Source organism: Litchfieldella anticariensis FP35 = DSM 16096 (genome assembly GCF_000409775.1).
In the GTDB taxonomy this organism is placed as follows: Bacteria; Pseudomonadota; Gammaproteobacteria; order Pseudomonadales; family Halomonadaceae; genus Litchfieldella; species Litchfieldella anticariensis.
This window is the reverse complement of record NZ_KE332377.1, coordinates 371,251-396,244: the sequence shown is the minus strand read 5'-3', so window position 1 is coordinate 396,244 and position 24,994 is coordinate 371,251. Positions and strand designations below refer to the sequence as shown.

The window sequence follows — 24,994 nt, the reverse complement described above, 5'->3', positions numbered from 1 at the left end:
CCTACCTTTTCATTAAATTCAATATTAAATAAAATATTACTTTAGGACACCTAACGCCCGAGCAATATCTGGATAACGCTGTCTCAGCACACCTCTAACAGCATAATGAGAGAAATAATAAGCAGATTTCAAAACTGAAAGCTTTTCTACATCACGGTATAGCTTCCACTGATATGCCGCCGCACTATTTTTTCTCGAAGAAATAGAATTCTCTCTGACAGTATACTCAGCAAGAATAATGTTTTGCCCATAAGCATAGGGCGTTAGCTTAAGTATTCTGAGCCACAATCCAAAGTCTTGCCTCTTTCGTATGAGTGGCATATAAACTTTTCCAAGAGCGTCAACATCATAAATAACAGTCAAACACCCTATCACACAACTTTTTAACAATTCATTGTAACTTACTTTCTCAGGAACCCCTATCACGCCAAGCTTATTCCCATGCTCATCTACCTTTTGATAGGCTGAAAAAACAAAGGGAGAACCACTTTTCCTTATGAAGCTCACTTGCTTTTCCAGTTTATCCGGATACCAAAAATCATCACTATCCAAAAAAGCAATATACTTTCCAGAAGCATGCCTTATGCCTAAATTTCTAGCTTCAGCGGCCCCCATATTTTTCACCTGAGAAAAGCTAAAAACACGTGAATCGCTTTCCGAATATTCTTTTATAATCTCTGATGTCCCATCACTAGAAGCATCATCTATTATAAGAAGCTCCCAATCTTCATAGGTCTGAGAAAGAACACTCTCAATGGATTTCCCAATGAAGGAAGCAGCGTTATACGCCGGCATGACAATACTAACCTTCACTACTATCTCCTTTCGGGAATTACAACTTAACACCCTGACCGTTTATCACATTATCAAAGTGAGAAGGCATCGCTGTTGTCCAAAAATAAAATGTCAGCGCATACCTTGTACCCGATGCGATAGGGTTGCCACGATGTATACCTCTAGTATCGACTAGAATTGCATCCCCTTCTTTTCCAGAGAACAGCTTTCTATCACTAAAGCCTTTTAACTCATCTTCATCAAATCTCATCTTTCTCAAAGAGGACAAACCAAAATTAGAAAGCTTATGAGAAGACAGGTGGCTTCCAATAAGATATTCAAAGGGTCCATTAACCACATCAACATCATTTAAATAAACAATAGACTTGAATTGATGACGAAAGGGAGAGTCTCTATGCCAACCACCTCCAGAACCAATATTTCCTTCTTTATAGTCTAGCCGTGCAGCAAGAATAAAAAAACTATCTATTTTCTTTCCAAGATATTTTTCCCCCAACTCCACGAATCGCTTATAATCAACCAGCTTTAGGACATCAGGGTATACGGCCTCAAATCCATAAATACGAGAATCAGAACAAACTTCGTCTTGCCACACTCTTGTATTGTGGTGTGTATTGTTCCCTATATGATCATCAATCGCCTCTCTAATTATCTTGCACTCATCGTTCCCTAAAGCTTTCGACTGCGACACGGCCCCGTATTTTTGGATTAAATTAACGATTTCTTCTTTTGTGTGACCGAAAATCTTATGATATGAATAATCAGTAGATGCCCATGCTTCTTTCAAAAAATCAACTAGCATCATTTTTCACTTCCCCCAAGTAGAATTTACTGGTAAAGCAATTCACACCAACCTCAGGTAAACGACAAGCATCTTGATATGTAAATAATATTTCTTCCATGGTGGCCTCACTGCTATTGCATAAAATATGAAGTAATATTCTTGAGGCCAAATCACTTGGAGTAACGCTGGGGCTTTTCTTATGTATATTATACTTTATAGATGAAGTCGATATTCTAACTTTATCAGAAGACAAATCAACAGTGCTTATTATATGACCAACAAGACTGCCATAGTCTGAGAAGCATTTTATCAATTCATTTTCAATAAAACCATAATAATCCTCTTCTCCGTACCAAGTTTCATATGTCAAAGACGTTTTTCCAGCTAGTGTCGCATCCAGATGAACTCCGGAAAACCCAGCCACAACCACATCAATCACTTCCAGAAGATCACTTACTCTGACTTTACCATCAACAAAGAAAATATTATTCTTGTCACATATTGACTTTATCTTTCCGTATCTACCTGTATCTGCTGGATGCGGCTTCACATACACTTTATAGCCATGAGAGACAAGGGCCGATGACTTAACAAGAATATCTCGCACCCTCTCTAAAGAGTCGGCTCTATTAAAACAAATCAACACTCCACCAGTACTACTATTTTCTTGATCGGCATATGTTAAAATTGAGTCTTCGTATCTAATCGCCCCTGTCAGGAACGTTACATCATCTTTATGCTTATACATATGATATTGGACAACCCCATCTAAAAAAGCCAAGTCATATAAAGGATCAGCCGGATTTTTTCCAGTTGGGGCATGCGGTATAAAAACCGACTTAATATTTAGCTTGTTAGCCGCAACAAGAGCGGCTCTTGGCCAGACGGAATGATCATTAGAAATCACTATCATTGTCGGCCGAAACTTACTAAAAATATTTATCCAGTATTCAACACTAACAGCACCAATGGCCCACCTATCGACCCTTGATAGGAATGACTTCCTCTTATAATTAGATACATTTCTAGAATAGGCCAAGCATAAAAATATTGGCAAATAAAAGATGGCACGTATATACAGACTCATCTCAGGAAGTGAAATTACGCCATCCGACTTATAACCATTATATGAAACGAGGGAAGAGCTTATACCTACTCTCTTTAACTCGTCATAGACCTTTCTTATTGCCTCTCTATTATTATCACTTCCCAAGAGAAACCATACTTGATTCCCACTTTCTCTTACACCATCTTCCCTTCCATATCGGGTGGTCTTTAACAATTTGTAGAAAAATCTAGACAAGCCTTTCATTGTTAAAAAAAGCCAATAGATTACTCCCTCTTGACCTTTTTCATAAATATCAACCTGTTTCCAATATGGATTGCTTATATCATAATTAAGACTTTTCGACTTAAAATAGTTATCCAGCAAAAATTTATTCATGACTAGCCTTGGAGATAAAAATCTCTTTTTTAGTTAAACTATAAAACAGATAGCCAACGCATACGGTATACAAGGAAAATACAAAACATATTACAAGAATAGAGCTATCAAATCTCAGCCGAGAAATATATATGGAAAGAAAAACCAAAGAGCTAAGTGAAAGAAATATTAGTGAGACATTTCTTGTAGTGGACTTAAGGTACTGTACTAAATATCCTGCTGGCAGTCGAGATGATAAAATCAAAAACACCATAAAGGCCATCATCAATGCACTATCATTTTCTATTAAGGTGGTTTCAACTATAGAAAAAACAAGAGACACAAAGAGAAGTAATACAATAGAACAACCGTATATAAAAGAAAAATTATTATTTTTATAGATGCGCCCTTCTAGAAACAATAAGCTCTTGCTTAATAGAAGCAAAATAACCCCTGAAACTATTTGCGCATCCGCATAAACTAATGGCAGCACTTGATTTTCTTTAGAAAAATTGACTACAATTTGTGCAAATAAAAAAATTGAAGAATAAATAAAAAAGCTACCTAACTGCATAGGGAAACCATACTTAAAAACAGGGTTAGCCCTTTTTAGTTTTAAACTAGGGAAAAAACCAATAAATAGCAAAAAAACAATTGCCAGAAAAATAGAAGCCAGCTCGGAAAATAACTCTTCTTTAGCATCAAAAATTATAACCATCAACCCCGGCACAACAATAGCAAGAATATTAAAGACAGAAGATATAACGATTTTTTTATTATCAGACTTTGCTATTGACACACTCATAGTTAATGTTGTTACAGCCACCAGACCTGCTGTAGTTAAATATAAATGACTGCTGTTAAATGGCAAAGAAAGAAAATAGAAAACCATTATTAAGGATAAGAGTGTGATCAAAACAGATACGGACAAGTCTGCAGACTTTATTTTACCAAAATGTATAAGATTACGTACTGCGCTCCTGAGGCCTGCCTGAAATAAAAAACTAAAAAAAACAACTTTACTTTGATAATCAATAATCTCTGATACTTGGCTTGTCACTCCATAATAGCGCACTGACAGCAGTAACAATGAAAATCCGATAGATGACCCTAGGACAAATAAAAATGACACTAGCCTTGTTGTCTTTTCTTTCCCAAACCAAGATACTGCTTGCATTTATCTATTCCTTGGCACGACAGTAGCTCCCAAAATAGCAAGACCATATAATATAAAAGATATAAGAGCAGGGCCAATTAGTGTCAGCGTGTCTATTGGACTGTAGAGAAAAACCATCAGAAGAAAGAAAGCCAATGCCATTTTTGGACTTAATACACTTACCTGCATTCTACCCACTCTATCCAACATTGATATAAATATTGCCGTATATAAGGATGCAGCAATGAGTGATATGGGAAAAATAGGTATATATAGAAACGAAGCTAGCGGACCAGGAGATGATCCAATTTCCTTTGTAGGATGAGGATTGGCGTAAGTGTTAAAATAATTTAAAACATTAAGACTAGTAATTTCCGGCCGTTCAACTCCTGACAAAGTCAATATACCCCACCTATAGAAGATGGCATCTGCAGAAATTAGCATACTTTTAGCTTGCTCAGTTAGAGAAAACACGACATCTTGGGCAACATAGGCAAGAGAAATAACATGGACAGAAATTCTAAAATAGAGATAGTATATAATCTCAAAAATCCCATCCTGAGTAGTCATTCTATGAAAGGCTTCTTCTATTCCTATTTTATTAGCCAACCCAACAAAAACCAAACCAACAAAAGCAATAGCTATCAATACACACCTAATGATCACATTTACTATCCTTCTTCCTCTTTTATTATCAACTTTAGATAGCATCATGTATAGCCTAGGGAATAATGAAAGAAGGCTTGAAACCATTAAAATAACGACTTCTATTGCTCCAACCAATGCTAACAAGGTAGCGAACGACGTAACCAATAATGAAAATCGATCCAGCCGACTTGGACACTTCATTGACAGGCCATGAAAAACCACAAATGAGAAGCAAAGTGGTTTTACTATCAGCATAAGCCATGCGACAAAGCCTGAGTCTGAAATTCTTGGGCCCGTCTGTCTATAAGATAAACCATAGTTTATTTTGAAAAATATCGCCACCACTAGAAATATAACCGAAATTATTAGAAACACCTTTCTTTGGTAAAAGAATTTGTGACAAAGTTCTGAAAGAAAAACTATCTCCTTAACATTGACATTCATTGCTTTGTAAAAGATGAAAATAAAACCAAGATACAATGACAAAATCAAAGTAATTTTTAACCATACATCATCAGGATTTATAAAATTTCTATGCCACCCAATCCAGAAAGAGAGCACTGCTGGGATAAAGTAAAAAAATGAAAAATAAATGAAAAAAACCTTTCTTCCAAGCACGGCTATCTTAACCTTAAGATTTTAATTTTATCCAACGTGGCTCATTTCCACATGTGAGCACTTTTTAACATCAGACACGACCTTCTTTTCAAACATCTCACCTAAATATTTTGGAAACAACCCATACATGACCAAACACTACGTATCGCATCCACCGCAGATATCTCACATCCTGCATATCTATAAGTGCAGGATAACCACTAACACTGTGAAGGATAGCTAGCTCTTTGCGTCACCCTTCCCTAGTCGCTGCACTTATTGTTTTAACTTCCTCTTCTTCATCGAGCATACCAGTAAAAATAATCATTGCATTGCAACACTGCTACATTTTTTAGCCAATCCTGATAATAGTTACAAATCATCAATCGCTATCATATCAAAGCTCTAACTAAACTGAAACTTTCTGCTGCTTTCACACCTAGATAGTTTCCTCTGAGCTCAGCTAGCCTCTTCGCGTTACTGATCGAGCGCGAATGAGGCTCTTCTCGCATCTCCAACTCATAAGCTTTTAAAGCTTCAAGCTTTGTATCCAGATAACATGAAATATCAACAAAAACATTCGGGATGAATGGAACAGCACCAGGAGTATTCCATTCAGTACTGGAGAGCACTTCGAATGCATAAATTTTCTTTACCGAGGCCTCAGGCACTGGCCTACAGGCAGTGAGCACTGCCCGGTGAGTGATCCGATGGTCGACGTTAAGATCACCGGAGTGATGCGTATATACTATCTGGGGCTGTACTTCATTCAGTACGCTTTCTAGTTTTTGAACGATATCCAGTAACGGAACGCTGTCTGTCCGGTTATCGGGAAAACCCAGCATATAGGTTTCCTCGATGCCAAGTATCTCATGGGCCCTGGCTGCGGCCGAATTGCGCTGCTCCAGCTCCGCGCTTGTTGCACCTGGGCGGGAAGTTACACCATCGGCCAAGAATAACGCGTACACTGTATCGCCCTCAGCGACGTGCCGAGCAATGGTGCCACCACAGCCAAGCGCTTCGTCGTCCGTGTGAGCTGCAACTACGAGAACAATTTTACTCATTGAACTGCTCCCAGCTTGTGGGGGTACCCTTAGTCACATCAACACTCAATTTTTTGCCGATAAGTGTGTTGAAGTATTTTGGCTCAATACCAACCCCAGGCCGAATACGGCGGATATCTTGCTCTCTTACTGTTTCTCCCGCTTTCATATCTCGCATAAAGTAGATTGACCTTCGGAATATTCGGTTGGGTTTCTCGGCTTGCTGCCGCATGTAACCCACTTTGCCAACCGCGGCCCAAGCATCCTTGGAATCTTGGCACAGGCGCTCCAGTTCTTCCGGTTCTATTGAGAAGCCACTGTCAGGCCCACCGTCTTCCCGGTTCAGGATGAAGTGCTTCTCGATAAGGCATGCGCCTAGTGCAACCGCTGCCACAGAAGCTGTCGTTCCCAAGGTGTGGTCAGACAAACCAGGGACAGCAGCGAACTTCTGTCCCAGTTCCCTCACCTGAGCCAGGTTTGCCTGTTCTATAGGCGCCGGATAGCTGCTGATGCAATGGAGCAATACCAGTTCCTTGCAACCGGCATTTCTTGCTGTAGTTACTGCTTCTTCAATTTCCTGTTCGCTCGCCATGCCGGTCGACATGATCATCGGTTTTCCGGTTTTCGCCACATATTCAATGAGCGGGAGGTCTGTTACCTCAAAAGACGCAATTTTGTAGGCTGGCGCATTCAGTTCCTCAAGCAGATCAACAGCGGTTTCATCGAACGGAGTTGAGAATACGGTGATACCGATTTTACGGGCATGCTCAAACATGGCTTTATGCCACTCAAACGGGGTTTGAGCCCATTTGTAAAGGTCATATAATTTGTATCCGTCCCAAGGCCCCCCCTTGATCAGAAACTCGGGACGGTCACTATCTATGGTCATGGTATCTGCCGTGTACGTCTGCAATTTGATGGCAGAAGCACCCCGTTGTTTTGCTTCATTGATGGTTTCCAACGCCCGCTCCAGCGAGCCGTTATGGTTGGCCGACAGCTCTGCAATGATGTATGGCGGATGCTCCGGCCCAACCTGGACTCCATCAATCGTAACGTTTGTCATATCTCCCCCTGATTCTGTTTCTTGCGAATACGTACGGATGCGCTCAGTTCGTCTCCCTGAACATCGGCATCAGAAAACTCAACAATAAACTCACCGTACTCTATAAAAGCGAGTGGATAGGTTGGCGCATCCAGCATTCGGATATGGTCATACAAAGTACCGATATCTCCGGTCTCAGGCAATTCACTTTGTTCCGGCCGACGTCGTTTGAATATCACAGGCTCGCCTTGCTGGGGCACAGGCTCCGGATGGTTATCTATCATCCACTGAATAATCTCGAAACTCAGTTTCCCTGCACGCAGATATATCTCTTGTGCGGTTCCTTCAAGTGGCAATGGTCGCTTTGTGTAAACCGGGCCGGCATCCATTTCCTGCACCATCCTGAGCGCTGACAGTTTGGTCTCTTTGTGGCCTCGGACTATCAAGTTCTGTAATGGGCTGCCTCCCCTTCCATAGGGCACGTCTGTCATGTGGAAACAAACGCATTCGATTTTTTTCCATAAAATTTCGGGCACCAGCCAGTTCCAATGCAGGAAGAAGATGTAACGAATATTCTTTTCTTTACTGACCAGGTCGTTGAGTTGCTCAGGATCATTAGCCCACAGAAATTGCGACTCATTGGTCAGATACTTGGCTAACATGGGCTTATGCCAAGGCTTGGATGTGGCGAGGATATAGGTAGCTTTTTGCAATGTGTTGATCCGGAATAACAAATCTGGTGAATCTAAATATCTTTAAGGATCTTACGGTGCTCAGCCCATTCGGATTCGAGTAATCCAAAACGCGTTACGCTTTGATAACCGTCTTTTCCTAAATACTGATCCCGGAAAATTCCCTCTTTCAGAAACCCGAGTTTTCGGTGAAATCTATGGCTGCGTTCATTGTTCTCCAGAACTTCGGCATTCAATTTATGAAGGCCTTGCTCAGAGAAAAAGTGGTCCAGCGCCTCCACACCCATCTGTGTGCCTATTCCCCGTTTTGACCCTGGCGCAGTGTAAAATCCCCAGAAGGCATTACGAGCAAGTCGATCAATATCGGTGAAATACACAACGCCAGTCGGTTTTTTCACTGAATCCACGAATAACAACCATAATGAGTTTTCTTTCTGAGATTCACGCCAGAACCAAGCTCGGTGCTGATCCGGTTCGATAATCGATTGAGAAAACATGCTGGCACGGACTGAAGGATGGTTGCGCCAACTCAGCATTAGCTCGAGGTCTTCTTCTTGGATCTTACGCAATGGCATAGTTTGCTTCTTCCATCAACAGTTGGGCAACACGCTTTGTTCCACAGCCATCTACAACCTTCCGTATCGCTTTGGATTGCGTACAATTGTAACTAGAGTTGTCCAATACAAACCGAACGGTGGCTTGAATATTGTCAACAGAGATACTTTCAGCTTTCCCGAGAAAGTGTATTAACGCTTGGTCTGCCAGCTCACGGTTGATTTCGTCCTGGTTACGAGCCACGCTTACCACAATCGAATTCAAGCCTAGGCACATGCGCTCCCAGTTTGTGGTGCCACCTGCACCCAACATTAGATCCGCCCTTACCATAAGTGCAGCCAAGCTGGGTAATCCTGAATAGAGTCTTGTAGTATCTCTTTGAGAGACTATTTCTGCGACGGAATCTGGATTTGGGTGGTTCTTCCCAATGACGACATCAACCTGAAGCTGCTGAAATTCTGGGGCGCTGAGAGCTTTCAAATATTGCTCTGTAAGGTGATGAGGATCACTACCACCCACAAATATTAGTATCCGAGATACATGACCATCGCGTTCCGGCAGAGCCTGTGCCAAAAAAGTATATTCCTGCCCTAGCAATGCATAATTAGGCCCCAGGAGAAGTTTGCATTCAGAATTAACCCGCACTCTATAGCGATCTTCTCCCTCATGATTCAACACATTCTGGTCCAAAAGGATATCTGCCTGATGATCTCGATCAGACAGATCATCAACTACCATGATTCGCCCCACTACTCTGGCAACCTCATGCTCCCAGCGCGCGTCGAGAGCGTAGTGGTCTACCACTAGCCAGTCCGGCGCCAAGGCGGCCAGCAGCGATTGGCAGGCCTCGGCGTCCTGAGCCCATGAGGCGCCAAGCCAGTGGGCATGGGGGGGGTCGGTATGGCAGGGCTTGGCATTTGGCGTTTGGCTCCGAATCGAATCGCTGGCGGGCCAGGCGCTCGCCGCTAGGCGGTGCACGCGAAATCCCCGCGCTTCGATCAGATCAATCAGGTGACCCGGATGTTCACGGCACAGAAACTGGCACTCGGCACCCTGGGCTTTCAGCGCTTCGGCCAGCGTCAGGCATCGCATGACGTGACCACTACCGATGGCAAGTGAGGCATCAGTGCGAAAGGCAATTGTCCTAGATTCTGACATGGCGTTGCTCATGCATTATCTTCTTGCAGGGCACGGAACAACCACTCGGCCCGTTGCCAATCTTCCAAAGTATCAATGTCCTGGACCCGGTGGCGGGGTATAACAACTGGTGTCGAATCATGACCAAAAACTGGCTTCTCCGCCAACCAGGCGTCGGCACGGCCCCAATAAAATTGGCCGGCATCATGAAAAGCTTCTTCCAAGTCCTGTGAACGCGTGTGGTAGTGCTCAGGATGGAACATGGCCACCCGTCCGTCTGGAGTAAGGCGAATCGCACGCTGAATGGGGAAAGCATAGCTAGTCACCGAGAAGGCGTAATCGGCGTCGCTAGTCTCAAGACATTCCAGCCCGTGTCGCAGATCTTCCGGTTGGACAAACGGGGCAGTGGCGTATAGACAGCAGACCGCCTCGAACGTCTGCCCTTGGTCTTGAATCCAGGTTACGGCATGCCGGATCACAGGAAGTGTTCCCGCGTAGTCATTGGCCAGTTCAGCGGGCCTCACGAAGGGAACCTCCGCACCCCACTGATGCGCAATGCCGGCAATTTCCTCATCATCCGTCGACACAATGATCCGCTCAAAACAGCCACTGTCACGCGCGGCCTCAATTGACCAGGCAATCATTGGCTTGCCGCAGAACACCTTGATGTTCTTACGGGGAATGCGCTTACTCCCGCCTCGGGCGGGTATGATGGCAACGTTCATGCAGCCCCCACAGCCTGTCTCACTACCTCGACGACTTCATCCTGCTGAGCCTCTGTCATAGTGGGAAACATCGGCAGGCTAATAGCTTCCGCGTAATATTGCTCCGCATTGGGGAAGGCGCCTGCGACAAAACCCATCCGCTGATAGTAGGGTTGTGTATGCACAGGGATATAATGCAAATTGACGCCGACCCCCTGCTCACGCAACGCTTCGAACACCTGCCGATGCGTTTGACTAATCTTGTCCAGTCGCAGGCGAATCACATATAGGTGCAACCCCGAATGGCTCTCAGGATGCTGCCAAGGCGTTGTAATGGGCAACTCAGCCAAAAGATCGTCGTAGCGCCTCGCCAAGCGATGACGGCTTGCTACATAACCATCCAGGCGTTCCAGTTGGGACAGCCCGAGCGCCGCCTGTAGCTCGGTCATACGGTAGTTGAAGCCCAGGTCAACTTGCTGGTAGTACCAAGGACCATCAGGATCTTGAGTCATCAGCGCCGGATCACGGGTTACACCATGGCTGCGCAGCAAGTTCATGCGATTGGCCAGTTGCTCGTCATTGGTCAATGCCATGCCGCCTTCCGCAGTAGTGATGATCTTCACCGGGTGAAAGCTGAACACAGTAATGTCACTGTAGCGACCATTGCCGATGAACTCATCTTGATACTTGCCACCTATGGCATGCGACGCATCTTCGATGATGTGAAACCCATAACGTTGCGATAAAGCATGGATCGCTTGCATATCGCAGGGCTGTCCGCACAGATGCACGGCCACGACGACCTTGGGCAATTTTCCTTCTCGCTCGGCTTGCTCCAGCTTAGCTTCAAGCGCCTTAGGGCAAAGGTTGTATGTGCGAGAGTCGATATCCACAAAATCAACTTTAGCCCCACAGTAGAGGCCGCAGTTCGCCGAAGCAACGAAGGTAATCGGGCTGGTCCACAACCAGTCATCAGCCCCTAGACCAAGCGATAGGCACGCGATATGTAATGCAGAGGTAGCACTATTGACCGCGACAGCGTACTTAGCTCCCACGTGGTTTGCTACCGCCTGTTCGAAGCGTGGCACCACTGGCCCCTGAGTCAGAAAATCGGACTGCAACACCTGAAGAACAGCGTCAATATCCGATTGCTGAATGTCCTGGCGACCATAGGGAATCATAAAATTAGATACTCCCAATTTTTTCGCGGTTAGCGTCGATCCACGCCTGCAGTGCTTCCTCGCTCATCCATTCGTCGTTAGTATCACTGGAATAGACGAAGCCTTCCGCTACCTTCTTGCCGTCCTTGATGCGGTTGGCATCGGCACTCCAATTATGGATCGCCGGCAGGATCTTGAAGTGCTCGGGATACTCGTAGGTGTAGTGCGAGTCCTCGGCACCGATCATCTGCTCGTGGAGTTTCTCGCCAGGGCGTATCCCCACAACCTCCTGTTTGGCGTCAGGTGCAACCACACGCCCCAAGTCAGTCACCTTCATCGATGGGATTTTCTTCACGTAAATCTCGCCGCCTTCCATGTCCTCGAAGGCGTGCCAGACGAGTTCCACACCCTCTTCCAGCGAGATCATAAAGCGCGTCATGCGCTCGTCGGTGATTGGTAGTACACCCTTGTCCTTGATGGACATGAAGAACGGGATCACCGATCCTCGCGAACCCATGACGTTCCCGTAACGCACCACGGCGAAGCGCGTGTTGTGGCTAGCAGCATAGGAGTTGCCGGATACGAACAATTTGTCCGAGGCCAGCTTAGTGGCACCATAGAGGTTGATCGGACTACTGGCCTTGTCGGTAGAAAGTGCCACCACTCGCTTGACACCCTTGTCGATACAGGCATCGATCAAGTTCATGGCGCCGTTGATATTGGTTTTAACGCACTCGAAGGGGTTGTACTCCGCGGTGGGCACGATCTTGGTCGCCGCCGCATGCACCACATAGTCCACCCCATCCAGGGCGCGATAGAGTCTCTCACGGTCGCGCACATCACCGATGAAGAAGCGAACACGCGAATCGCCATCAAACTTCTTGGCCATTTCCCACTGCTTCATCTCATCGCGCGAGAAGATGATGACCCGCTTGGGATTGTAGCGCTCCAGCAACATCGGAATGAAAGTGTGGCCAAAAGAGCCAGTACCGCCAGTGACCAAGATTGATGAATTATCAAACATAACTTTCCCTATATTTCATTATTTAGTAGAAGCACATTTCTACCAATTCCCAAAGTCTTATCCTTAACCACACAGAAAAGAACTCTAGAAGTCAAGGTGAAACAAATTACGCAACAGTCACTACAACTCCTGCTGTCAAATCCAGATACATTCACAGACTGCCAGCACCAGTCTTAAGTCTAACTCTAATACCCATCACGCAACTTCCCTAAATTATACACTCCAGCCGTTTTATCACCTCTTACTACTGCAAGTCGCTTTCCCATTTTCATAAATGGAATCTCGATAAATCTATATATCAAAAAAGATATAAAAATAATGCTTGGCAGCACCACTAAAAACAATATATAAAGCTTTGCCATGGGAGAAAACTGACCAATTTTAGGCAGCACCAACTGCAAAAAATAAACACCCACAACACTATGAAGCAAGTAAAGAGAATATGAAATGTCGCCAAAGAACTTTAAAATCTTTGTCAACACTAAATCTTTCTCAATATTACAATTAATAGCCGAATAGCACAGCCCAATACAAAACACAGTAAAAAGAATCCGATTTATACCTGCCACAATATTTATCTGATTTCCACTGGCCGGGTAGAACATCATAAATAAAAGAGATACTGCTCCTATAACCCAAACGCCTACCTGTGAAGGGTTTCTTGAATTATCACGAAACCAGCCAATAGCGATCCCAGAAGCAAACAAAAAAGATTGATTCAGAGGATTAATATAAATATTCCATTGCTCGGCCAGCGTAAACTCATTAGAAAGCACAAAGAAAGCAAAGTAGCAATAAATTAAAAAAGAAAACGCCAAGACACTAAGAAAAACTCTTGGTTTCACAGTAGCCATAATCATCAGTGGAAAGATTGCATAAAATGTCATTTCATTGCCAATCGACCATCCACCACCAGGGATATAGTCACGAGGGCTATAAAAACCAAAAGTTAGCGAAAAATTCGAAAAATATCTTGGCCAATCAGGATCAAACGCTCCTGTCTTTATTATATAAAAAACAATCATCAATAAAGTAGCAAGCCAAAACACTGGAGCTATGCGAAGATAGCGCTTAGCAATGTAAAACCCAACCTCCCCTACATTCCATGTCTTTCGGCGGTAAACCAAATATAGAGAAGCGCCACTAATTATATAAAAGCTAGAAACTGCATACACACCTAGACGCCCGATAAGCGTCTCACTCTCTGGAACACCTACACTCCAACCCATGAAGTGGTACAGCATGACTGATATAGCCATGACACCACGAAGATAATCAAGAGAGTGAACACGTTCGAAACTAGCCATTGCAGACAAAAACCTTTTCTCAGCGGAGTGTTATTTTTTCATGACTTATCTTATCTCAGTGTACCGCCTAAACATGGCATCTACTGTTGCTACTCAAGGTCACATATGTGTTCCTGGGTGGTGGTTGAAAAAATGTAATCCCAAATACTATTTGGCAATGAAGACGAAAAATTTGAAATCGCAAAACACTGCTTTTTCTAAACTGGTCCTTGCAACCCAGCCATAGCACAGGGAGCGATAAGAATGTAAGTAGATGCCGGTTACGTTCCGAAGGATTCTACTGATATTGAACCATGGTTTGCTATTGTTAAAGCTGACAATGTTGAAGTCCAGCTTCTTAGCATCATTATGATGTCAACGTAATGAAATATTTGATTCTCTCAAGAAATTGAGCTCCGTATTTCTCATTAACATTGTAGCTGCAGCCAATCCCCAGCCCTTACTAAAGACAAGGAATCAGGTCAAAATATTACGCTTAATATAATACAAAAACCTTATCCTCACACAATGCATCAGATTATTTTATATTAAAATAGCCATACACTGCTGACTAAAAAAATATTTACAACTACTCTTCGGGCATAATAGGTTCCGCCGCAAAATTCAGAAATCAAAAAGTTCAACTACCAAGCTTTAACCAAGGATCTTTCTTTGAGTGCTATTCATCACAAAGAAAGCCGTTTGATAACCTGGTTCACGAGTTCCTTCTGATCATGATCCATCGTCTTGAGCGTTAGCTCAGCGGCCTTCGGCACCTCATAGGGGCTATTGATGCCGGTGAAGTCCTTGATCTTGCCTTCGCGCGCCTTCTGATACAGGCCTTTCGGGTCACGCTGTTCGCAGATATCCATTGGCGTATCGACATGCACCTCGATGAAATCGCCGTCATTGAACAGTTTGCGGGCGGCATCGCGGTCAGCGCGGAACGGGGAAATGAAGGCGGTGATCACGATGATCCCGGCATCGGCGAACAGCTTGGCGATCTCGCCCACGCGGCGGATGTTCTCGGTACGATCCGCCTCACTCATGCCCAGGTCCTTGCACAGCCCATGGCGGATGTTGTCACCATCCAGCAGCATGGTGTGGTAGCCACGCCGGTTGAGCTCGACTTCCAGCGCATTGCCCAGCGACGATTTGCCCGAACCAGAAAGCCCGGTGAACCACACGCACTTGCCACGGTGGCCCTTGATCTGGGCGCGCATCGCTGGGGTGACGCTGCTGCGGTTCCATACCACGTCGGCTTTGCTGTCGTGGGCACGGAATTCGTAGGGCAGTTCGGTTTCCAGCATCTGGTGGACCATCCCCGCCCCCACCGTCACATTGGTCAGGCGGTCGATGACGATGAAACTGCCGGTACCGGGGCTACGGCGGTAGTCATCCAATGGGACCGACGTAGTCAGTTCCACCCGGCAACGCCCGATGGCGTTGAGGTCCAGGTGATCGGCCACCCGGTGCTCGAGGGTGTTGACGTCGATCTGGTAGTCGATGGCACTGATCTGCCCTGCCGCGTCACGGGTCGCCAGCTTGAAGTCGTAAAGCTTGCCGGTTTCCAGGGCCGTGTCGTGCATCCATACGATGTCGGCTTCGAACACGTTGGATAAGGGGATGTTGGCCTCGTCTTCGACCAGCCAGTCGCCACGCGAGATGTCGATCTCGTCAGCGAGCGTCACGGTGATCGCTTGCCCTGGATAGGCCACTTCCAGGTCGCCATCGAAGGTGACGATGCGCTCGACCGTCGAGGTCTTGCCTGACGGCAAGGCCTTGACCGCCTGGCCTGGGCGCAGGATACCGGCCGCCAGCGTGCCGCAGTAGCCGCGGAAGTCCAGGTTGGGCCGGTTGACGTACTGCACCGGCAGGCGCAGGTCGCTGAGGTTGCTGTCGTGGGCGATTTCCGCCGTCTCCAGCAGTTCGAGCAAGGGCACGCCTTCATAGCCACCGTCGAAGTACCAGGGGGTCCGCTCGCTCGGATTGACCACGTTGTCGCCTTCCAGCGCCGACATCGGCACAAAGCGAAGGTCGCGGGCATTGAGCTTGTCAGCGAATTCCCGGTAGTCGGCGACGATCTCGTCGAAACGCTCTTGCGAGAAATCGACCAAGTCCATCTTGTTGACCGCGATCACCAAATGCTGGATACCCAGCAGGTCGGCGATGAAGCTGTGCCGCCGGGTCTGGGTCTGTACCCCGTAGCGCGCGTCGATCAGGATCACCGCCAGGCTCGCCGTCGAGGCCCCGGTAGCCATGTTGCGGGTGTACTGCTCATGCCCTGGGGTGTCGGCGATGATGAACTTGCGCTTGTCGGTGGAGAAGAAGCGGTAGGCGACATCAATGGTGATGCCCTGCTCACGCTCCGACTGCAGCCCATCGACCAACAGCGCCAGGTCCACGGCATCGCCAGTGGTACCACTGGTCTTCGACGCCTGGGTGATCGCGGCGAGCTGATCCTCGTAGATCATCTTCGAATCGTGCAAGAGCCGCCCGATCAGGGTCGATTTGCCGTCGTCGACACTGCCACAGGTGATGAAACGCAACAGGTCTTTTTGCTCGTGTTCGCGCAGGTAGGCTTCGATATCTTCCGAAATCATCGCTGATGTATGGGACACGGGGTTTCTCCATCCTGGTGAAGAACACGAGCGCTGCGAGCTCCGAGCTGCGGGCTACGAGCAGGCTGTGCTCTCTTCATGTTTGGTGTCTAGATCCGAGAACACGTTGTCAGAGACTTGAGCAAAGCCCCCAGCATACGAGACAAGCTCATGGCTTCCTGTCGCCAGTGCTGGCCAATAGCTTCGGGTATGTAGCCGACTTCAATACCGATAAGTGCCTGGGTCGCAAACTCACCGCAAGACCCTTTGGCGATGGATACATACCGGAATTTTTCCTTCTCCGTAAAACGCTCGAACCCTTCTGCAATATTGCTCGGTATGGAAAGAGCAGATCGGGTTATCTGATCCTTGAAGCCAAAGTCCCGCAAAGTCATAAGCTCCTGATACACCTCAACGCTGAGTTGCTTGCTTCGCTGCCAGACCTCAAGCTGCTCATGACGCATTTTGTCCTTCCTTGACATCCATTGTGGGGTGCTTCGCATCCGTTGCACCAACCGTCAACAATCAACCCGTAGCTCGTAGCTCGTAGCTCGTAGCTCGTTGCTCAGAAGTACCCTTCCCTCTTCTTCTTCTCCATCGACCCAGCCTGGTCATGGTCGATGGCGCGGCCGGAGCGTTCGCTGGTCCGTGTGAGCAGCATCTCCTGGATGATCTCGGGCAGCGTGGCGGCCTTGGATTCCACCGCGCCAGTCAGCGGGTAGCAGCCCAGCGTGCGGAAGCGCACCCACTTCTCTTCGGGCACTTCGCCGGGTTCGAGCGGCAGGCGCTCGTCGTCGACCATGATCTGCATGCCGTCACGCTCGACCACCGGGCGCGGCGCGGCGTAGTACAGCGGCACGATGGGGATCGACTCGAGGTAGATGTACTGCCAGATGTCCAGCTCGGTCCAGTTGGAGAGCGGGAACACGCGGATCGACTCGCCCTTGTTGACCTTGGCGTTGTAGACGTTCCACAGCTCCGGGCGCTGGTTCTTGGGGTCCCAGCGGTGGTACTTGTCGCGGAACGAGTAGACCCGCTCCTTGGCCCGCGAGGCTTCCTCGTCGCGCCGCGCACCGCCGAAGGCGGCATCGAAGCCGTGCTGGTCCAGTGCTTGCTTGAGCGCCTGGGTCTTCATGATGTCGGTGTACTTGGCGCTGCCGTGATCGAAGGGGTTGATGCCCGCCGCCACGCCTTCCTGGTTGATGTGCTCGATCAGTTCCATGCCCACCTCCGCCGCCATGCGGTTGCGGAACTCGATCATCTCGCGGAACTTCCAGGTGGTGTTGACGTGCATCAGCGGGAACGGCGGCGTGCCGGGATAGAAGGCCTTGCGCGCCAGGTGCAGCATCACCGAGGAATCCTTGCCGATGGAGTACAGCATGACGGGATTACGGAACTCGGCAGCGACTTCGCGGATGATATGAATCGACTCCGCTTCCAGCTGTTTCAGGTGGGTTTGGCGATCGGGCGATAACTCAGTCATCGATCATTCCTTGAAGAAAAATCGTTCGTGGGAAGATAGATGGAAGATGCGAAGTATCTAGACTTTTCTTCCTTCTTCAAGACGCGAAGCGTCGTCTTCCCTCTTTAGGCGCGTAGCGCCTCTTTCAACGCCTTTTCCCAACGTCCATCCCGCTGCCCACAGACAATAAACCAGGGGTTGAGAACACTATCCTGCTGGTTGCAACGCAGTGGCTCGAGCGTTTGGGCATCGAGCACTTCACCACCGGCAGCGGTCACCACGGCCTGAGCGGCGGCGGTATCCCATTCGCTGGTCGGCGCCAGGCGCGGATAGAGGTCTGCTTGGCCTTCCGCTACCAGGCACAATTTCAACGAACTACCCATGGAGACCCGCTCGTGATGGGGAAGTTCTGCACAGAATGTCTCGAACTCAGCGGCACCATGGCGGCGGCTACCTACGACCTTCCAAGGTTCTTGTTCGGGATCCGGTAATTCACGCACCTGGATGGCCCGTTTGACGCCACCTTCGATCTTGTAGGCGCCCAAACCCTGCTGCCCCCACCAGGTGGTATCGAGCACAGGTGCATACACAATGCCGAATACCGGCACACCCTCTTCCACCAACGCCACGTTTAAGGTGAATTCGCCGTTCTTGCTGATGAATTCCTTGGTGCCATCCAACGGATCGATCAACCAGTAACGCTGCCACTGCTTGCGTGCTTCGAAAGGTATTTCGCCAGACTCCTCCGACAACACCGGTACCTCAGGCGTCAGTTCCTCGAGCAACGCCACCAGCGCATGATGAGAGGCCATATCCGCCTCTGTCAGCGGGCTTTCATCGGCCTTGGTCTCGACCTCGAAATCTTCCTGGTAGACTTTCAGCACCTGTTCGCCGGCGTCATGCACACCCTGGATCAGACGTTCTTGCATGTCGGCGGTTACGAAATCCGTCACGGGGACTCCTTTAAAAAGAAGGAAGTGGGAAGAGAGAAGTACAGTGCTTCGCACCTTGAAGCAGGAGGAATACGTTAGCTACCGTTTATCTTCCACCTTCCTTCTTCATGCCGCGAAGCGGCATCTTCCGTCTCAAAAACTCCACACCAAAGGAACCAACCCCACCACCGTTATCGCCACGAGCAAACTGAGTGGCGCTCCCAGGCGCATGTAGTCGGTAAAGCGATAACCGCCAGGCCCCAGCACCATCAGGTTAGTCTGGTAGCCCAATGGGGTCATGAAGCTGGCGGATGCCGCAAACATGATGGCCAGGGCAAAAGGCATGAAATTGACTTGCAACTGGTCGGCCACTGCCGTGGCGATGGGGAACATCAGCACCGCAGCGGCATTGTTGGTGATCAGTTCAGTAAACATGACTGTCATCACGTAGACCAGTGCCAACGCCAACCAGGGCGAAAGATCGTCAGCGAACATCAGCCATTGGGCGATTTGCGCGGCGGCGCCGGTCTTGTTCATTGCCGCCCCCAACGAAAACGAGGCAGCAATCACAATCAGCACGGTAAGGTCGACATAACGCCTGGCCTTACTGGCAGTCACACAGCGGGTGGCCAGCATGGCACCACCGGCGAGAAACGCTGCCTCCAGAATGTTTAGCAGCCCCACGGCGCTGGAGACGACCATGGCGCCGAGAATCGCCAACGCCCACGGGGCCTTGCGGAAGTTAAGCGGCGTGGAGTCGTTGAGCGCGCTAACCAGCAGGAAGTCCTTACGATAGCGGTACTGCTCAACGAACTCCTGTCCGGTTTCCATCAGCAGCGTATCGCCGACCTGCAATTTGATGTTGCCCACCTTGCCAGGCAAGCGGTTCCCAGCCCGCGAAATGGAAAGGATCACTGCCTGGTAGCGGCTACGGAAGCGCGACTGCTTGACGGTTTGCCGCAGCCCAGCGAAATCCGGGCCGATCACTGCCTCCACCAAACAGCGGTTATGATGTGCGATATCCAGCTTGTGCACATCGCCGGTGGCGGGCTTCAGACCATGGATACGACGCAGCTCTCGTGCACATTCCGGCGCACCGATGAACACCAAAATGTCGCCGGCCAGAAGTTGAGTGTCCGGTGGTACGGCCGTCATCAAGCGCCCTTCGCGTTCGATATCCGCCAGATAGCCATGGCTGAGGCTACGTAGCCCAGCTTCTTGAATCGTCTTGCCCGGCAGGGGCCCCTTGGGCTCCACGCTGACTTCCACACTGTATTCGCGAGCACTCTCGAGCTGTTCGAGTACCCCCAGGCGGTCAGGCAGTAAGCGGTCGGCAAAACAATACAGGAAAGCCCCCCCCACCAGCACCAGCGGCACCCCGACCCAGGCAAGGTCGAACATGCCGAGCGACACCCCCCGTTGGGTTTGCAGCAAGCCATCCACCACGAGGTTGGTGCTGGTGCCGATCAGGGTGCAGGTACCACCGATGATGGCGGCATAGCTCAAAGGTAAAAGTAACTTGGAAGGCGGCAACCTAAGCCGCTGTGCCCATTCCTGCACGGCGGGAATGAACATGGCGACCACGGTGGTGTTGTTCATGAAAGCGCTAAGGCCGGATGCCGGCAGCAACACTCGGAGTTGAGCATGTTTGAGCCGCTTGGGCTGCCCTAACAAGCTATGAGCGACCCATTGGATCGCTCCTGTTTCCTTCAGCCCCGCCGCCACTACGTACAGCACGGCAATGGTCATTACGCCGGGGTTGGAGAACCCTGACAACGCTTCGCCCGGAGTGAGAATGCCGGAAATGGCCAGGAACGCCAGCGCGGCCATGAGCACGACATCCGGCGCGATGCGTGTGGATGCCAACGTCGCCAAGACAGCGACAACGACACCAAGTGTGATGAGTGCGGATAATTCCATTTAACTCAGGTCCGCCCGATGAGTGGCGGGCTGTAAGGTTCCATTAGACTGGCTTGGGTGGGGTTGGCTATCGCGCAGCAAGCTGCGCTCCCACAAAGACGCTGGCATGGTGCCAAGTACTGTGGGAGCGCAATTCATTGCGCGATTGGCGGCCGGCATAACGCTGTCATCGCGCGGCAAGCTGCGATCCCACAAAAGCTGGGGAGTGTCTGGGCTGTTCAGACATCATAAAACCCGCGGTACCACTCCACGAACTTGGCCACGCCTTCTGTCACCGGCGTATTGGGCTTGTAACCAACGGCTTGTTCCAATGCCGTGCTATCGGCGTACGTATCCGGTACATCGCCGGGTTGCAGCGGTAGCAGTTCCTTTTGCGCTTTCTTGCCTACGGCTTCCTCGATCGCTTCTATGTAGGCGTTTAGCTGCACTGGGTTGTTGTTTCCGATGTTGAAAATACGGAAAGGGGCGTTGCTGCTTGCCGGGTCCGGTTGGTCACTGTTCCATTCCGGGTTGGGCCTAACGATATCATCGCTGGCGCGGATCACCCCTTCCACGATGTCATCGATATAGGTGAAATCGCGGGTGTGGTTACCCTCGTTGAATACCGGAATCGGTTTGCCTTCGAGAATGTTCTGGGTAAACCGGAACAACGCCATGTCCGGCCGGCCCCACGGACCGTATACCGTGAAAAAGCGCAGCCCGGTGGTCGGCAGCTTGTACAAGTGGCTGTAGCTGTGCGCCATCAACTCATTGGCACGCTTAGTGGCAGCATAAAATTGCAGCGGATGGTCCACTCCCTGATGCTCGCTGAATGGCATGCTGGTGTTGGCGCCGTATACGCTGCTGGTGCTGGCATAGGTCAGGTGTGGCGTCCAGGCATGTCGGCACGCTTCGATGATATTGGTAAAGCCGATGATATTGCTCTGCACATAGGAGTGCGGGTTGATCAGTGAGTAACGTACCCCGGCTTGGGCAGCCAGATGGATCACCCGGTCGAACTTGTGATCGGTAAAGCAGTCTTCAACGGCTTGCCGGTCGGCAAGATCGTGACGAAAGAAATGATAGTCGCTGCCGAAGCGCTTAGCGGTTTCCTTCAGGATCTTGAGGCGCGCTTCCTTCAGGTCGACATCGTAATAGTCGTTGACGTTGTCGAAACCAACCACATTATCGCCACGCTCCAGCAGTTTCTTGGCGGTATGGAAGCCGATAAAGCCAGCATTGCCGGTAACAAGAATTTTCATAACGAGACGAATTCTCTGCTAAGTGTCGATAGCCGGCCTGACGGCCGGATCGCGCAGCAAGCTGCGCTCCCACCACTCCACGGGCCTGGCGATGCAATTCATGCTTCGCGCATTACCTGTTGAGCCTGTTGCTCGAGAAAGTCCATGGCGTCTTCGGGCACTTGGTAGCGAAACTGCTTGCGGCGGTTCTGCGATAGCCGTCCATCATGGCTTAAACACATCATGACCAGCCTCGCCAGATCGCTTCCTCTGATGTCGAAACGCTCATCCACGGCCCGATACACTTGGTCGAAATGCTGAAGGTAACGCGTTTCTTCTTTGAGATCGGTTTCCAGAGCCGCCTGGGCCATCCGTAGTAGGAATTCTACAGCAGGCGTTGCGTCCCAATAGCGATAGATGGCCTCACTACCCATGAATTCGAAGTCATGATGCTCGGCATCGATCCAGTTCACGCGCCAGCGCTCACGGGCAGGTTGCGAGAAAGTTTCCAAGGCTGCTAGATATTCAGCCTCATGACGCTTCATGGCCACCGAGACAGGCAACAACAAGCCCTTCTTCAGCATACCAGACTGGCAAAGCTGCTGATGGACGAGAAACCGCGATATTCGACCATTGCCGTCCATGAAGGGGTGCAGCAATACGAATCCGAAAGAGGTTACCGCCGCAGCCACCAGCGGATGCACATGCCGTGGTGCATCGTTTGCAAACTCGATCAACCCTGCCATGAGCTCTCGGCATAGCTCAGGCGGAGGTGGCAAATAACTGACCCCAATGGCGCCACGTAGCCCGTTATGCAGGAAATTCTGTTCACCGCGAAAGCCGTAAGCTTTTTCGAACGGGTTATCGAGCGTGGTGTTCTGCAACTGCACCAGATAAGGCTCGTCCAGTTCCCTTGGTTCATGAGCCTGATGTAGTAGTTGCACGAAGCGTTGCTGCTTGTCGGCCGAAGGAGCTTCGCGCTCGATCGCGAACGACGACTGGGTTTCGCTGAGATAGGCCCACTGCATTGCCCGGTCCAGCATCTCGGCAGGCAGCGAGTCGATGAAGTCGACTGCCTTGGTCAGTACCTCTTCAGCCAAAAGCCGCTTGACCTCCGCCGTTCGCCGCACCGTGGCACACCACCGCAGCGAACCCAGACCATTGAAATCGATACGCCAACGTGAATCGCGCCGACTGGGCCCGGTAACGTACTGCTGAGGGTCGAACAGCGGCACCACTCTGCCACGAACCTCGGGCTGATAATCCAAGAGTCGCCCGGTGAACGCTTCATAGAGAAAGCCGAGCTTGCGTAGATATGCCCCATTTGGCGCTTCACGCAATGCTTCGATTAGCCTGTCTGGGTCAAGCTTGGGTAGCGCTTCGGCCAGGATGGCTAGGTCGATTCCTTCATGCTTCAGCGCGAACAACAGATGGGCCAAGGCCTCGTCTCGCGGTGCCCGATGAGGAGGTACCGCGAGACAGTCACTCAATCTCGTGATCCGCGTCACTGGCCGCACCTGAGCAGGCAGCTCAGGTCGAAAGGCACTCAGATTCAGTGTCTGCCGCAGGTACTCGTAACCCACCGGGGTCATGTAGCGCCTACCTCTTGAGGTTCACTACTCCTCATTGGATCAATTTTTTCTTCACTCAGCCAACAAAATTTTCACTTTCGGCCCGACTACAATGGTTTTTTTAACCCTACCCAGCCAAGTGCTATCCGGCATGGCCATATGTCACGGTATCCGATGCTTCTACCCTGGCTGTCGAAACCGGCGTTTGTGCAGCTACCGTGATGTAGTGACCTGGCAGTGAGCTGGGCTGGTAGTCGCAATGGGCCAAACGTTGGTCCACGCCTTCATGTATCAGGGCGCCTTCGGGGATCATTCTTGGCCTTGCCCCCAAGTGTAGCCACTTGAGCATTCTACCGCCGGGTGTGGCGAGCGAATCGTGAAGCATCGCCGTAGGGTCGGCCGGTTGCAGGGGTTTGATGTCTTCATTGAAACGCAGCCCTTGCGCCTTGGCACGTTCGACCATCCATTGCAGGGATATTTCAGCCAGCCCCCGCATGGCATAACCGCCACCGACATCGGCATGAGACCCGGGAAACCATACCTGTTCGATGGTTTGGTGGTCGGCTTTCAAGCTTTCGTCCCACAGCAACGGCTCGAACTTGGGCCGGCGTTCGTCGATAGCCAGGGCATGATAGCCGAAGCTGACCTCTTCATTCAGCTTGGCGTTGAAGAAACGCCGTTTGGTATAGAGATAGCCCAGCGAGTCCACGGTGTCCCAGATACCGACCAGATGCACTGGGCACGGGCGACCGTAAAGATTCTTGTAACCCTCCGCCGCCGCCTCGTTGTTCTTCTCGAGGTACAACCGGCTGGTATAGGGCACCATGTCGTTCATGAAGGAGTACAACAAGCCGCATTTGTACAGCATGCCGGCCAGGCAGCGTACCGTGTAGGCACCACGGCTGAAGCCAAACAGGAAGATGCGGTCGCCTGGCTGGTAGTGCTTCATCAGAAAACGGTAGCTGTTTTCGATGTTCTGGGTGATGCCATAACCGAACAGCTTACCCAGCGTGATCCCCATGCGAGGGCCCCAACGCCCCGGAGCGGGAAAGCTGCCCACACCGGGTTCATAATGGGTAAGCTGGGTTTCGTCATCCTTGATCAGTCGTGAGAACAGATGCACGACATTGGTATTGATAGCGTCAAACTGATTGGACGTGCCGTCGCAGCACACCACGAGGTTGCGTGTCATAGTTTCAGCTTCCCTGCTGTCATTTTCATTTTCTGTCTAATTATTATGTGA

The 24,994-nt window shown here is 49.6% G+C and carries 22 protein-coding genes; all 22 read right to left on the bottom strand.

The features are described 5' to 3' along the window. Positions 1 to 36: 36 nt before the first annotated feature. Complete coding sequence (locus L861_RS01880; protein ID WP_016414840.1) at positions 37 to 813, bottom strand: glycosyltransferase family 2 protein; 777 nt, start codon at positions 811 to 813, stop codon at positions 37 to 39. Positions 814 to 832: 19 nt separating this feature from the next. After that, positions 833 to 1,600, bottom strand: coding sequence for a phytanoyl-CoA dioxygenase family protein (locus tag L861_RS01875; RefSeq protein ID WP_016414839.1), 768 nt, complete (start codon positions 1,598 to 1,600; stop codon positions 833 to 835). Next, complete coding sequence (locus tag L861_RS24410) at positions 1,587 to 3,023, bottom strand: hypothetical protein (protein WP_144062935.1); 1,437 nt, start codon at positions 3,021 to 3,023, stop codon at positions 1,587 to 1,589. The genes L861_RS01875 and L861_RS24410 overlap by 14 nt, the downstream gene beginning before the upstream one ends. Then, positions 3,016 to 4,179 (bottom strand): hypothetical protein, encoded by a 1,164-nt coding sequence (locus tag L861_RS24405; RefSeq protein ID WP_144062934.1) that lies wholly within the window; start codon positions 4,177 to 4,179, stop codon positions 3,016 to 3,018. The genes L861_RS24410 and L861_RS24405 overlap by 8 nt, the downstream gene beginning before the upstream one ends. After that, the gene (locus L861_RS24400; protein WP_144062933.1) at positions 4,180 to 5,424 is read right to left on the bottom strand and encodes a hypothetical protein; all 1,245 of its coding nucleotides are present in this window, start codon (positions 5,422 to 5,424) and stop codon (positions 4,180 to 4,182) included. 371 nt (positions 5,425 to 5,795) lie between these two features. Then, the gene (locus L861_RS01870) at positions 5,796 to 6,467 is read right to left on the bottom strand and encodes a PIG-L deacetylase family protein (protein ID WP_016414838.1); all 672 of its coding nucleotides are present in this window, start codon (positions 6,465 to 6,467) and stop codon (positions 5,796 to 5,798) included. After that, positions 6,460 to 7,509, bottom strand: coding sequence for a pseudaminic acid synthase (gene pseI, locus L861_RS01865; RefSeq protein ID WP_016414837.1), 1,050 nt, complete (start codon positions 7,507 to 7,509; stop codon positions 6,460 to 6,462). The genes L861_RS01870 and pseI overlap by 8 nt, the downstream gene beginning before the upstream one ends. Next, positions 7,506 to 8,201 carry a formyl transferase gene (locus L861_RS01860; RefSeq protein ID WP_021029080.1) on the bottom strand — a complete coding sequence of 232 codons (696 nt, stop codon included), beginning with the start codon at positions 8,199 to 8,201 and terminating at the stop codon, positions 7,506 to 7,508. The genes pseI and L861_RS01860 overlap by 4 nt, the downstream gene beginning before the upstream one ends. 32 nt (positions 8,202 to 8,233) lie before the next feature. Next, a complete protein-coding gene (pseH, locus tag L861_RS01855; RefSeq protein ID WP_016414835.1) occupies positions 8,234 to 8,755 on the bottom strand; it encodes a UDP-4-amino-4,6-dideoxy-N-acetyl-beta-L-altrosamine N-acetyltransferase in 522 nt (173 codons plus the stop codon). Continuing rightward, on the bottom strand, positions 8,742 to 9,905 hold the full coding sequence (gene pseG / locus L861_RS01850) for a UDP-2,4-diacetamido-2,4,6-trideoxy-beta-L-altropyranose hydrolase (RefSeq protein ID WP_016414834.1): 1,164 nt from the start codon (positions 9,903 to 9,905) through the stop codon (positions 8,742 to 8,744). Before pseG ends, pseH begins: the two co-directional genes overlap by 14 nt. Next, on the bottom strand, positions 9,902 to 10,597 hold the full coding sequence (gene pseF, locus L861_RS01845; protein WP_016414833.1) for a pseudaminic acid cytidylyltransferase: 696 nt from the start codon (positions 10,595 to 10,597) through the stop codon (positions 9,902 to 9,904). The genes pseG and pseF overlap by 4 nt, the downstream gene beginning before the upstream one ends. Beyond that, positions 10,594 to 11,757 (bottom strand): UDP-4-amino-4,6-dideoxy-N-acetyl-beta-L-altrosamine transaminase, encoded by a 1,164-nt coding sequence (gene pseC / locus L861_RS01840; RefSeq protein WP_016414832.1) that lies wholly within the window; start codon positions 11,755 to 11,757, stop codon positions 10,594 to 10,596. The genes pseF and pseC overlap by 4 nt, the downstream gene beginning before the upstream one ends. Before the next feature lie 4 nt (positions 11,758 to 11,761). Beyond that, a complete protein-coding gene (gene pseB, locus L861_RS01835) occupies positions 11,762 to 12,760 on the bottom strand; it encodes a UDP-N-acetylglucosamine 4,6-dehydratase (inverting) (protein ID WP_016414831.1) in 999 nt (332 codons plus the stop codon). Positions 12,761 to 12,945: 185 nt separating this feature from the next. Continuing rightward, positions 12,946 to 14,067 carry an acyltransferase family protein gene (locus L861_RS23935; protein ID WP_021029079.1) on the bottom strand — a complete coding sequence of 374 codons (1,122 nt, stop codon included), beginning with the start codon at positions 14,065 to 14,067 and terminating at the stop codon, positions 12,946 to 12,948. A 665-nt stretch (positions 14,068 to 14,732) separates the two neighbouring features. Further along, positions 14,733 to 16,649 carry a sulfate adenylyltransferase subunit CysN gene (cysN, locus tag L861_RS01825; protein ID WP_016414829.1) on the bottom strand — a complete coding sequence of 639 codons (1,917 nt, stop codon included), beginning with the start codon at positions 16,647 to 16,649 and terminating at the stop codon, positions 14,733 to 14,735. Between the two features lie 107 nt (positions 16,650 to 16,756). Continuing rightward, positions 16,757 to 17,110 (bottom strand): four helix bundle protein, encoded by a 354-nt coding sequence (locus L861_RS01820; RefSeq protein WP_016414828.1) that lies wholly within the window; start codon positions 17,108 to 17,110, stop codon positions 16,757 to 16,759. Positions 17,111 to 17,211: 101 nt separating this feature from the next. Further along, positions 17,212 to 18,129, bottom strand: coding sequence for a sulfate adenylyltransferase subunit CysD (gene cysD / locus L861_RS01815; RefSeq protein WP_016414827.1), 918 nt, complete (start codon positions 18,127 to 18,129; stop codon positions 17,212 to 17,214). A 104-nt stretch (positions 18,130 to 18,233) separates the two neighbouring features. Then, complete coding sequence (gene cysQ / locus L861_RS01810; RefSeq protein WP_035567632.1) at positions 18,234 to 19,037, bottom strand: 3'(2'),5'-bisphosphate nucleotidase CysQ; 804 nt, start codon at positions 19,035 to 19,037, stop codon at positions 18,234 to 18,236. 156 nt (positions 19,038 to 19,193) lie between these two features. Then, positions 19,194 to 20,960, bottom strand: coding sequence for an SLC13 family permease (locus L861_RS01805; RefSeq protein ID WP_016414825.1), 1,767 nt, complete (start codon positions 20,958 to 20,960; stop codon positions 19,194 to 19,196). A gap of 218 nt (positions 20,961 to 21,178) precedes the next feature. Continuing rightward, positions 21,179 to 22,201: an NAD-dependent epimerase gene (locus L861_RS01800; RefSeq protein ID WP_016414824.1), complete on the bottom strand. Its 1,023-nt coding sequence runs from the start codon at positions 22,199 to 22,201 to the stop codon at positions 21,179 to 21,181. A 98-nt stretch (positions 22,202 to 22,299) separates the two neighbouring features. Further along, entirely contained in the window at positions 22,300 to 23,772 is a 1,473-nt protein-coding gene (locus L861_RS01795) for a Fic family protein (protein WP_016414823.1), read from the bottom strand. 121 nt (positions 23,773 to 23,893) lie between these two features. After that, a complete protein-coding gene (locus L861_RS01790) occupies positions 23,894 to 24,943 on the bottom strand; it encodes a T6SS phospholipase effector Tle1-like catalytic domain-containing protein (RefSeq protein ID WP_016414822.1) in 1,050 nt (349 codons plus the stop codon). Positions 24,944 to 24,994 lie beyond the last annotated feature (51 nt).